A 10,938-nucleotide genomic window follows, 5' to 3' on the forward strand; every position below is an offset into this window, starting at 1 on the left:
TCCGCCTGCACGCGCTTTACGCCCAGTCATTCCGGACAACGCTTGCCCCCTACGTATTACCGCGGCTGCTGGCACGTAGTTAGCCGGGGCTTCCTCCTCGGGTACCGTCAAATTTTCTTCCCCGAAGACAAGGGTTTACAATCCGAAGACCTTCATCCCCCACGCGGCATTGCTCCGTCAGGCTTTCGCCCATTGCGGAAGATTCCCCACTGCTGCCTCCCGTAGGAGTCTGGGCCGTGTCTCAGTCCCAGTGTGGCCGTTCACCCTCTCAGGCCGGCTACCGATCGTCGCCTTGGTAGGCCGTTACCCTACCAACTAGCTAATCGGACGCGGACCCATCCAAGAGCGGATTGCTCCTTTGGTTCCCGAAGGATGTCCTCCAGGAACATTATGCGGTATTAGCAGCCCTTTCGGGCTGTTATCCCCCACTCTCAGGCAGGTTATCCACGCGTTACTCACCCGTCCGCCACTAAGAGCCTCCATCGAAACTTCAGCTCTCCGTTCGACTTGCATGTGTTAGGCATGCCGCCAGCGTTCGTCCTGAGCCAGGATCAAACTCTCCACAAAAAATGTAGATAAGCTTGAGTCAAGCTCTCATAAATGAAATCATTGTCCGTCCCGCTTGCGCGGGCCGAATTGACTTTGGTTTCGCACGCTTTTGCTTTAACAACTGTTTGATTTTCAAGGACCAGATTCACTCTTATCGTCACCGTTTACGTGGCGCCGACAAGAATAAATTCTACCACAGTGACTACTCATATGCAACTGGTAAGTTTAAGAATTTTACCGATTTTTTTGTTGAACGGTTCTTCTTTTACCACAGAAAACTCACCCATGAGCTTGTGGTGATTTATCGTAACATTATAGACAAGCCCTGTCAATAAGAATGATGTGCCATTTTTCGCTCTTTATGCGTGGATAAAATCAAGCACCTCATTATATCTCGGCGATTTATCATTGTTCTTTACCCAAGATAGTCAATCATACACCGAAGCGATAGGACGTTATTTCAGTGAGACCTGCGAATGAATATAAAGTCATTCATCTTTCACCTTTTGAATGGCCCCTACCGGGCAACAATCGGCACAGATACCGCAGCCCGGACAAAGCTTCTCATCAATTTTAAACGAAGACCGCTCTCGACCTCTCCCCTCCAGAGCATCCCAACTGCAGATATCGACACAGAATCGGCAGCCGATGCAATTCTTCTCAATCCGGTAAAGTCGGGGTTCTTTCTCCTCCATGTTTCTGCCTCCTCATTTTCAAACCATACGATTCTAACCATTCCAAAGAAAATCGGTGTACCTTTGAAAATCGGATTGTCCCTTTCCCATTGCTAAATCCTATCTTATCGAATTCAATCCTATGTCGTTTCGCTTTCACTTGAATCAACTCAGGCGCTGCAAAATCGCTTCGACCACACGCATCGCGCCTATGGTTACAGCCGCCGTTGACTGCCCAGGGAAGATGCTGTCTCCCACGAGCCAAAGACGGTCAGTGATCCGAGGGCCCCAAAGACGGGTTAGGGAATTCTGGCGATAGCCGCCTACCCATCCCTTTGACCTCCCCGTAAAACGTCGATAGGTGACGGGGCTCCCCGCTAAGACGACCTTGGTTGCCGTCCGTAAGCCGGGGATGACCTGTTCCGCCGCATCAAGCATCTGCTCCGTGTACTGGTGCTTTCGCCGTTCATAGACGTCTTTTCCTAGTCGATGGGCCGTCCACCAGGGTTCCAGCTCCGTGTGAGTACTCATCGTCAGGGCACGGCAACGAAAAGGCGCTCTTGACGGATCCCATGCTGGGCTTAGGGTGAGAAACACGCCATGGCCTTCTAGTGATTCAGGCCGCAGAACCTGATGAGACAGGGGAAAGTCATCCGGTACGACCGAGCCATCCAGGCCAACATACACCATAAAAGCTCCCCATCCATCATCAGGAACCTCCATCTCGCGATGCGAGATAGCTCTTTCTGCCCACCAAGGTTTCCATGCGTCCTGCAGGTCTGTATCCAGCATGGATAGCGCATCATTCGGGGGAAGGTTCAGCAGCACTAGGTCCGCCGGGATCGATTTTCCTTGAGCCGTCTCTACGGCTACCGGTTGACCCTTTTCACTCCGCACCCGAGAGGCCTCAGAACCGTACTGTACGGCTCCACCGGATCGTTGGATCGATTCCACGAGCGCTTCCGCCATTCCTCCGATACCGCCTCGCAAGCAGCCAACGCCTCTCCGAGCCAGTTCCAGCGCAGCAGCGCCATATAGCGCTAACGCCTCATCAGCAGGACACTGTGCTGCGATCAACAGTTGCGCGTCGATAAATCGCCGTAAGAGGTCCAAAGAATCCGCTTCGATTGAACTCGATTTCAATCGTGCGAGCTTACCGATTTTATCTCCTACGGTTTGCCTGACCGCCGTAACCATCCCCAGTTGCGAAAGGCCCTCCCGACTCAGCCATTTACGTCCTTTCTGAACAAGGGTATTCACTTCAGCCCACGACTGAGGCGGCCAATTCGGATTAAGCTCAGCGAATGACCAAAGTCCAGCGGCCGTACTTTCCTGCCATCGCCAAAAAGGTTCTGCTTTTTCGCCAAAGTGTTGTCGTCGTTCCTGTTGCCACCGCAGCTGATCAGCCCAGCAATATACCCTTTGTTCCTTCGTCAGATGTACAACCATCACCGGCTCGATCGGCTGTACGTTCCAACAAATGCCCAACGCTTCTCCCAACTGATGCATGGGTCCACCGGGATAAAAACCTCCTGCTAAGGTGGCACCTGCGTCAAATCGATACCCTCGATAGGCGAAGGTTCCCGCGCAACCGCCCGGATAGTGATTCCGTTCGAGGACCGTCACCTTCCAGCCTGCCTTCGCCAGCAGGGCCGCCGATACCAACCCACCCATCCCAGCGCCCACAACTACTGCTTCAAGTATAGAAATCCACTCCCAAATATTAAAAAATATCTTGACGTTGTTTGGTATCGTTGGTACGATTAGGTTGTTGAACGCTGTCGAATAAAGTCGAAAAAGGAAAGGAAGCTACGTTCAATGAAGTCAACAGGTATTGTACGCAAAGTGGACGAACTCGGACGTGTGGTTATTCCCATCGAGTTGCGCCGGACCATGGGCATTGACGAAAAGGATCCCCTGGAAATCTATGTCGATGCCGAAAAGATCATTTTGAAAAAATATGAACCAGCTTGTATCTTCTGTGGCAGTGCCGTCGATGTGCAAAATTTCCGCGGCAAAGTCGTCTGCAAAGAGTGTGCCATCACGATGGCTCAAAACGCAGAAGCCTAAGCTCAGAACAGGGTACATACGCCTGGCGGCCCTTTGCTGCTGGCGATACGTCAAAGATCCTACTGAGCAGTTCCCCAATTTCCTGACAGTACATGAAAGCGGACCTGATTCCCTGGGCTGATCCTATCGGCCAGAGAAGAGGGTTCGCTTTCTTCATTATAGTCAATTCCATGCTCGCTGAGAAACAGAAAAACCGGGCCGATGCAGCATCGACCCGGAGTGAACACAGAGACTCACTTTTTTACCCGTCTGGAAAAGCTTTTTGAATCCCAATAAAACGATCCAAATTTCCGATGAGCAATTCGACTAAATCGGGATCGAAGTGTTCTCCCCGCTCCCGGCAAAAGAGGTCGACCACTTTTTCCATTGGCCAGGCAGGTCGATAACAACGATCATTGCTCAAGGCATCAAAAACGTCGGCGACAGCAGTGATGCGTGCATGGATATGAATTTTATCCCCACGAAGGCCATAGGGGTACCCTTGACCGTTGAATTTTTCATGGTGCTGAAGCGCAATCCAAGCAGCCGTTTGGAGAATCTTTCGCTTCGAGTGGCAGAGCATTTCGAAACCATGGACAGTATGACTCTTCATCATATTGAACTCTTCCCGAGTCAGCCTTCCCGGTTTATTTAAAATGGCATCTTCCACAGCGACTTTACCTACATCATGCATGGGCGAAGCCAACCGCAGCAGTTCCGCTTCTTCAGAACTCAGGCCGTAAAGCCGGGCTAACAGACTGGAACATTCGGCGACACGCTTGACATGGTGACCGGTCTCCTTGGAGCGAGCCTCCACCATACCGCCTAAGGTGAAGATGATCTCCCGCTGCGTCGCTTCGATTTCGTCATTCAAGCTGATGTTGTCAAAAGCGATGCCGACATTGGAACAGAATAACTCTACCCAGTTTCGTTCCCACTCATTCCAAAGGTGTGCCCCTTCCAGATAGACCACGTTTTCCGTTCCACTTAAGCTCTGAAAGTATCCCACATAGCGATTTCCCAAGCATAGACTGCGTTTCTCAATCACCGCCTGTTCCAAGCTCGCTCGTACCGATAGACTGAGCACCTTTTGAACTGGTTGGTCAACCAACTGCGAAAAATCGCCCGTCGCCGCTAAGATATAAAAGTCGTGCTGGTTCTTCATGGCGGCAAACCCAGAAAAGCGGCAATATAAGGCGTTTTTATTCAGCCGCATCAGTGCTGTCAATTGCGTCAAAATCCCGGAGGCGAAAGTCCGCATCGATTGAAGTTTAAAAATGCTCCCCGAGGCTTCTATGATTTTCTCCATCCCTTTGCGATTGAGCTCAATCGTCATGATGTCCCGGTACGACCGCAAAGCACCATAAAGAGTGGAGAAAAGCTTCTGTGACGTCAATTCCTGAGCGGTCATATAGGCGTTGATATCATATTCGACAATCATCTTTTCTTCCGGTTCACATTCCGAATGTGGACTCAGCAAGATGATGCGAACATGGGAGTTATTTAGTTCCTGCCGGATATATCGCAGAAGCCGCAATTCCACACCAATGGACTCCTCGCCTCGTCCGAGCACGATGAGGGCGACATCCGGCTGCTCCAGCAAGAGTTGCTTCGCTTCCTTCTCCGAAGCGGTATTAAAAAAGCACAAAGGCTTTTCGTCAAATTTTACATTAATTAAACCTGTCCGGATGACCGCATGTACCTCCGGGTTACCATCGATGATCAGAATTTTCCAAGTATCCCTGTGTTCGAAGGGGGATCCTCCATGCTCATCGGCAATCCAGAAGCGGTCGTCAGTGGAGTTAAGTGGAGATTTATACACGATGAATGCGGCCTCATTTCTGCCAAATATCGATGGTGATCATGAATCTACTACTTTGCCGCCGACGCTCGCATAAGCAATCACTTTCACATTCGACGATGTTGGTAATAAATCCTTCCAACTTTTTTAGGAAAGGGGATGACTTTCCGAAAGAGAGGTCATCCCCTACTAGGTATCCATCTATCTCGTTTGGAAGGGTAATCCTTCTTTTTGTTCTTTCGAGTCGCCCTTGTACTAGGTCAACCTTTTGGCTCCCTTGACTTAGAGCTCAAACTTCTGCACCATCTCCTGCAATGACCGGGCCACATTCATCAGTGAGACCGATGAGTCTCCGATTGTTTCCATCCGACTGACTGCCATCTGGGTTGCTGCGGCGATCTGTTGAGATCCTTCCGTGTTGTCAGCGATCAGTCCTGCCACATCTTCCATGGCCCGGTGAACCTCATTGACTTCCGCTACGACCTGGTGAATTTTTTCGTTCGTATCTTGCGTAATGCTGTAAAAAAGTTTTGCGTCTTCTTCATATTGACGAGCGATATTCGCGAAAGACTCATAATCGGGTACCACCTTTTGGTTGATAAAGGCCAGCAGATCGTTTGCATTCTCAACCAAGCTGTTTATCGTCTCCTGGACTTGACCCGTCAAGGACTGAATATGGCGGACTGTAGTTGCAGACTCTTCCGCTAGCTTTCTCACTTCCTCGGCGACGACGGCGAAACCCCTGCCTTGTTCACCAGCCCGGGCTGCCTCAATCGCCGCGTTTAGGGCCAATAAGTTCGTCTGACTGGCGATCTGAGAGATGGCCTCGGCCATGTGGGAAATCTGGTTGACAATGTTCGCCTGTTCGATCGCTTGAAGCACTTTTTCCCGGATCTGACCATACAGATCGGTCGCCGATAGCCGGAAGGATTGAACTTCTGCTTTGACGGCAATGGCTTTTTGTTCGATTTGGCCCGCTTGAATACTACCCTCCTGCACGTCAGTCATCACCGTGCTCAAGTTGGCAGCCATATTCTCACTTGATGCCGTCACTTCTTGAGAAGTGGCAGAGACCGTTTCAAAAGTGGCTGCGATTTGTTTGGAAGAGGTAGAGATCCGCTCCATTTCCAAAAAGGTCTCAGTCACCATGCCATTGAAGCTTTGGCTGTTTTGGTCGAGTCGATCTGACGCGTCGATGATCCCGGTAATGGCGCTACGGAAATGATGGTGAAGCTCTTGGGCCGATCGGGCCAGGAGACCGATTTCGTCTTTGTAGTTTTGCAGATAGGCCGGAACCTCCTGGGACATGTCTCCTTGGGCCATCCGGGTAAAGCACTGGGACACTTCCCGAAGGGGACTGGCGAGCCGGCGGGCAAAGATAATCGCCATCACTACAGCTGCAGCGAGTATCGCAGCCATAGTCCCCAGGGAAGTGTTCAACAAGGATGACAACTTATCTCTCAATTCATCGACAGGAATGGTTACCGCGATAAACCAATTTTGCCCTTCAATCGGTGAAAAGGCCATATACCGACCACTGCCGTTAATCCGATACTCGGTAAGTCCTTTTTCGCCGCTGATCATGCGCCGCCAGGCTTCACGTAAAGAAGGATCGTATTTGTCATCCTTCATCGGATTTACACCGATTTTTTCCTTATCGGGATGGATAATCGCTGCACCATCCGATTCAACCACATAGAGATAGCCCGTTTTCCCGATTTTTTGTTGGGCGATACGGCCTGCAAAATCATCGATGAGCAATGTCCCCCCCACCATGCCTACAACTGCCTGGTCTTTTCTCAGAGGAACAGCGACAACGACTATCCGTTTTCCATCGACTTTGGAGATCACCGGATCAGAGATGTTCGTCTTACCACCGATGGCCAACTTAAAGTATTCTCTCTCGGCGACATTATAGGTGGTTCCGTCGGTATAGGCAGCATTTCCCTGCAAATCGACCATGAAAAGCTGAAGAAAGTGAGCATTGTGTTTGTTTTCAGACTGCAAATAGGCAACGGCCCCTTTTTTGTCTCCCGAAAAAAGTTGTTGCAAGGTATTCGCATACAATTCCATTTCTGTTTTCCGGACGATGAGCCACTGACTCACCTCTTTGCCATACGCTTCCGTCAGATTGACCAGGTTATGCTCCGTTTCAGACACAAACATCTCGTGAGCACCCCAGTAGTTGAGCCCGTTTACCGTTACCAGGGACAACGATAGGATGAAGCCGATGACGATGATGAATTTGTTCCGGAAACTACTCACTGGCACGCATCTTCTTTTGCGTTCATTCCGAACGTCACTCCTCTTTTTGTCTTACGGTTTTAACGGAAAAACCGTTCGGTTGAAATTAGCGCATTTTTGTTCAACCTAATATACACAATTTAAAAACTATGGGTTCTTCGACAGCTTGATTACCGATCTTGGAATTTTTCTCGAATGATTTTGAAAACCCAATTCTACGGTGCACGATGTCATACAAGTCTTCTCGAACGCAAAAAACGGCCTATCCCCTTACAAGAGATAGGCCGTCATTTTTATCGAACTCTCAATACCTAACCGGAGCTCATCCGAAGCTATGGCATCACTTCAAAACGTGCCACATCGGGCGATTTGACGGACTTCCAAGACCCTTTCATTCCCTTGAACATGGCTCCAACTTCCAGATGAAGCATGGCAATACCGCAATCGAGGCGTTTGGCGATATGGTATGTGTCTTTGCCATTGTCTACAGAAATTTGAATCGCCTGGTCCTCTACGGAAAACCGCCAAGGTTGACGGTTTACGGCCGAAGGAGAGAGTTGGGCTGCTTTCAATGCCGACTTGACCCATGGCGGGCAAGTTCCCGTACCCGGCGTGAGACAAAGATCCTCTAATTCTTTTCGCTTTTGCCCTGAGGCAAGGCCCGCCATGAGCTTTTCTTGAAAGCTGTAGTCCTTGGTCGCATAGCCGATCGGTGTAACGGAAAGAACTTTCTCTGTCGCCTCTAACCGGATATGTTCCTCCACCACCTTCGGGTCGAACATGCCTCCGACCCAACAAGTGGCCATTCCTAAAGCGGTCATCTCTAAGATAAAGCCTTCTCCTAAGTACCCCGTGTTCTCCTGTACGTTAGGATGGCTCATATCACCGATAAAGGCAGCATAAGCCGGAGCATTCTTAATTTTTCCATAGGACCCGACGGCACCTTTAAACACCTTGTCCGGATTTTGAGGGACAAAGACAATTCTTGCGCCACCCACAATACCGTTCCACGATTCGATGAACTCGGAGATCTGCTGCCGGATATGGGGAGGCAGGGTTTGTCCCGTATAATTGCGTCGGGAACGGCGCTGTGGGATCGCATCAAACCATCGCTTGACTGGTATGTCCATAAGGGTACCGTACCTCCTTCAAAAACCGGGGGAAAGGACCACTTTACATTTTATTGAAATAGGATTCCCATTATTCCAAAAGAAAGGCATATAAAATAAAAGCGCCCTCTCGTGAGGACGCGCTATTCCTATTTCCCTTTATCGGGATCTTCTTCAATTTCGGCAATAAAACCGGTTTTTTGAAGCAAATCCATGATTGACGGTGTATAGGTTACAAGCGTTGCCGGTTTACCATCAGCCGTATGACCGCTGAGTGAAACACGGTACGCGGTCACCCCTCCATAACTGACAGCTTCCTCCTTGAATCTCCAGGCTAACTCCACCCGAATCATTCCGCCATTGTCCTCGTTGACCGCCTCAACGACTACCCGGTCCGATTCTAAAGTGACTCGCGTCATGCCCTTCGGGAATGCAATAACATCTCCCATAGGATCGCCTTCTTACTTATTATTTGGCGATGGTTTTGGATAACTACACATTATTGTATTTAACAACTTTTTCACCTTTTGGTTTATCTAAACATTCTATGGACTCTATCTATTATTATATCCGTATGTAATCAATATCACAATGTGTACAAACACTATAAAAAGGAAGAAATTAACTTAGCGTAGTAGCTTCCTTTGTTAGCGACTCACAGGAGATACCGTACTTTATTTGACCAAGAAATTCTGACCATAATACCGTACGATGTTCCCTTCCTCGTCCTTCCCCAAATCAACGCCTACACCGATTTCACGAAACTTGTCATTTAACAGGTTCTCACGGTGTCCTTCACTGGTGAGCCAACCGAATATCGCCTCAATGGCGTCGGCTTGCCCCATAGCCAGGTTTTCCCCCGCCAGTTCATAGTCCACCCCAGCCGACTGGAGGCGGTCACCTAAGGTTCCCTTGGACGGTGAAACATGGCCAAAGTACCGGTTCTCAATCATGTCGCGATTGTGACTACCGATGACCCTCGCCGCTCCTTCACTCCAGACAAGCGTATGCTGCCCCATCGTCTTGCGGACTCCGTTGGTCAAGTCAAGGATTTGCCGTTCGTAGGCTTGCAAGATGGGCTGGGCCTTTTTAGCTTGTAAAAAGGGCTCCGGTAACGAGGAGATCGATCTACGCAAACGAGCATGATAAGAATAATGGGGTTCCACCCAAAGTTGGTTCACATCTAGCAAACGAATGCCGCTGATGCGGGAATCGAGATGCTTATCGATGTAAAAAATCGCCGCAACACCGTCTTGTAGCCAGAGCGGTCGGGTCTGACGATCTTCGTCGGTCAATTCATATTCAACGGTCCCTTCTGGAATATCGACCTGAACCTTCTCCGTAAGGGGGTAGCGTCTTTTTAGGGTTTTCAGATTATCGCCGATAGAGATCCCTCCCACTAGGGCCTCTTTGGCTGTAGTGAAGATGGTTTTTACGGTTCCCTTTCCGACGCCCACCATCACGAGGCGAAGCGGGTCGGCATTATATATCCACCAGTCATACCCGTATTCTCCTGGATCGATGCGACTCGGTTCACCGAGCTTTTCTCGAATATGGGCCTCTTTGTCGCCCACGTTTATTCCGAAGATAGACCACTCCAGGGAGGTTTTCTGGCTCGGGCTGACGGCTGGGATTTTGCCAGACACAGTGATCTTTGCAGTTCGATCGGCCGAATCCCAAGTCACCTCATCTCCCAGGGCTTCACTAAGAAACCGAAGCGAAACATAGGTCCGCCCGTCAATAATACGCGGAGGGACCTCCATCGGTTTGAGCGCATCATTGACCTTCATGCAATTCAAATCCGGCCATAAGAGAAACGTCGTCGTCGTCCCCTGCTCCACATGGATCGTTCGCGTCTCTTCGTCCCAGGTTGCGTCAGCGCCGATCGTTTCACTGACGGCACGCAGGGGGATGAGAATCCGGTCGCCTACAACCAACGGTGGCAGTGGAAGATCGACCTTCTTTCCATTAGTGACGATCGAAATGTCACTGCCACTATCGCCGAAGTGATTCGATTCGGCCAGCGCTGTCCTTGAGATAGCAAATATCGTCGATATACACAGGAAGGTAAGGAGTATCGCAGACCCTAATCTTCTTTTTCGGCTTCTTCCCATCTTTTGCCTCCGCCTTAAGTTGAAGTTCTAAACAAGTTTAGGAACAGTGGTGTACACTTTACTATTTTCAGCAATGCCCATTATAACCCCTGCTCCATTCAGTATTTTTGGCGGAAGTTTGCCGTAAAAACAAAAAAACCTTTCTGTCGAGGACAGAAAGGTTTTTTCTTCAGGATTCGATTCCTTCAAAACTGAACAGAAGTATCGTAAAGCGATTAAGGTCAAGTCCTCGACCGATTCGTACCCGTCAACTGAACGCCTCACGGCGTGTACATCTCGGGCCGATCGACCAGGTCATCTTCCTGGGGTCTTACCTACTTCCGTAGTGGGAAGTCTCATCTTTGGGTCGGTTTCGCGCTTAGATGCTTTCAGCGCTTATCCGCTCCCGACATAGCTAC

At 49.8% G+C, this 10,938-nt stretch carries 8 protein-coding genes and 2 rRNA genes; 1 reads left to right on the top strand and 9 read right to left on the bottom strand.

Annotated features, from left to right (window positions below):
* The 3 genes from GJ688_RS18600 to GJ688_RS18610 form a co-directional block, all read right to left on the bottom strand.
* A 16S ribosomal RNA gene (locus tag GJ688_RS18600) occupies positions 1 to 567 on the bottom strand; the annotation flags it as partial.
* 470 nt (positions 568 to 1,037) lie between these two features.
* Positions 1,038 to 1,244 carry a 4Fe-4S binding protein gene (locus GJ688_RS18605; RefSeq protein ID WP_155478014.1) on the bottom strand — a complete coding sequence of 69 codons (207 nt, stop codon included), beginning with the start codon at positions 1,242 to 1,244 and terminating at the stop codon, positions 1,038 to 1,040.
* A 144-nt stretch (positions 1,245 to 1,388) separates the two neighbouring features.
* Positions 1,389 to 2,909: a phytoene desaturase family protein gene (locus GJ688_RS18610; RefSeq protein WP_328597402.1), complete on the bottom strand. Its 1,521-nt coding sequence runs from the start codon at positions 2,907 to 2,909 to the stop codon at positions 1,389 to 1,391.
* A 132-nt stretch (positions 2,910 to 3,041) separates the two neighbouring features.
* Between GJ688_RS18610 and GJ688_RS18615 the strand changes: the two genes are divergently transcribed.
* A complete protein-coding gene (locus GJ688_RS18615) occupies positions 3,042 to 3,293 on the top strand; it encodes an AbrB/MazE/SpoVT family DNA-binding domain-containing protein (RefSeq protein WP_155478016.1) in 252 nt (83 codons plus the stop codon).
* Between the two features lie 241 nt (positions 3,294 to 3,534).
* Here GJ688_RS18615 and GJ688_RS18620 read toward each other — a convergent pair whose 3' ends face one another.
* From GJ688_RS18620 to GJ688_RS18645, 6 genes are all read right to left on the bottom strand, one after another.
* Complete coding sequence (locus GJ688_RS18620; protein WP_155478017.1) at positions 3,535 to 5,094, bottom strand: DUF3369 domain-containing protein; 1,560 nt, start codon at positions 5,092 to 5,094, stop codon at positions 3,535 to 3,537.
* A gap of 261 nt (positions 5,095 to 5,355) precedes the next feature.
* Complete coding sequence (locus tag GJ688_RS18625) at positions 5,356 to 7,338, bottom strand: methyl-accepting chemotaxis protein (protein ID WP_155478018.1); 1,983 nt, start codon at positions 7,336 to 7,338, stop codon at positions 5,356 to 5,358.
* Between the two features lie 311 nt (positions 7,339 to 7,649).
* Entirely contained in the window at positions 7,650 to 8,447 is a 798-nt protein-coding gene (locus GJ688_RS18630) for a nitroreductase family protein (protein ID WP_155478019.1), read from the bottom strand.
* A 128-nt stretch (positions 8,448 to 8,575) separates the two neighbouring features.
* Positions 8,576 to 8,875 carry a hypothetical protein gene (locus tag GJ688_RS18635; protein WP_155478020.1) on the bottom strand — a complete coding sequence of 100 codons (300 nt, stop codon included), beginning with the start codon at positions 8,873 to 8,875 and terminating at the stop codon, positions 8,576 to 8,578.
* A 225-nt stretch (positions 8,876 to 9,100) separates the two neighbouring features.
* Positions 9,101 to 10,540 carry a CAP-associated domain-containing protein gene (locus GJ688_RS18640; protein ID WP_155478021.1) on the bottom strand — a complete coding sequence of 480 codons (1,440 nt, stop codon included), beginning with the start codon at positions 10,538 to 10,540 and terminating at the stop codon, positions 9,101 to 9,103.
* Between the two features lie 217 nt (positions 10,541 to 10,757).
* Positions 10,758 to 10,938 (bottom strand): 23S ribosomal RNA (locus GJ688_RS18645); the annotation flags it as partial.

This window comes from Heliobacterium mobile (assembly GCF_009720735.1).
In the GTDB taxonomy this organism is placed as follows: domain Bacteria; phylum Bacillota; class Desulfitobacteriia; order Heliobacteriales; family Heliobacteriaceae; genus Heliobacterium; species Heliobacterium mobile.

Excerpts from the sequence above, each read along its gene's own strand:
- GJ688_RS18630 (WP_155478019.1), bottom strand. The coding sequence starts at position 8,447 with ATGGACATACCAGTCAAGCGATGGTTTGATGCGATCCCACAGCGCCGT.
- GJ688_RS18640 (WP_155478021.1), bottom strand. The coding sequence starts at position 10,540 with ATGGGAAGAAGCCGAAAAAGAAGATTAGGGTCTGCGATACTCCTTACC.
- GJ688_RS18615 (WP_155478016.1), top strand. The coding sequence starts at position 3,042 with ATGAAGTCAACAGGTATTGTACGCAAAGTGGACGAACTCGGACGTGTG.
- GJ688_RS18605 (WP_155478014.1), bottom strand. The coding sequence starts at position 1,244 with ATGGAGGAGAAAGAACCCCGACTTTACCGGATTGAGAAGAATTGCATC.
- GJ688_RS18635 (WP_155478020.1), bottom strand. The coding sequence starts at position 8,875 with ATGGGAGATGTTATTGCATTCCCGAAGGGCATGACGCGAGTCACTTTA.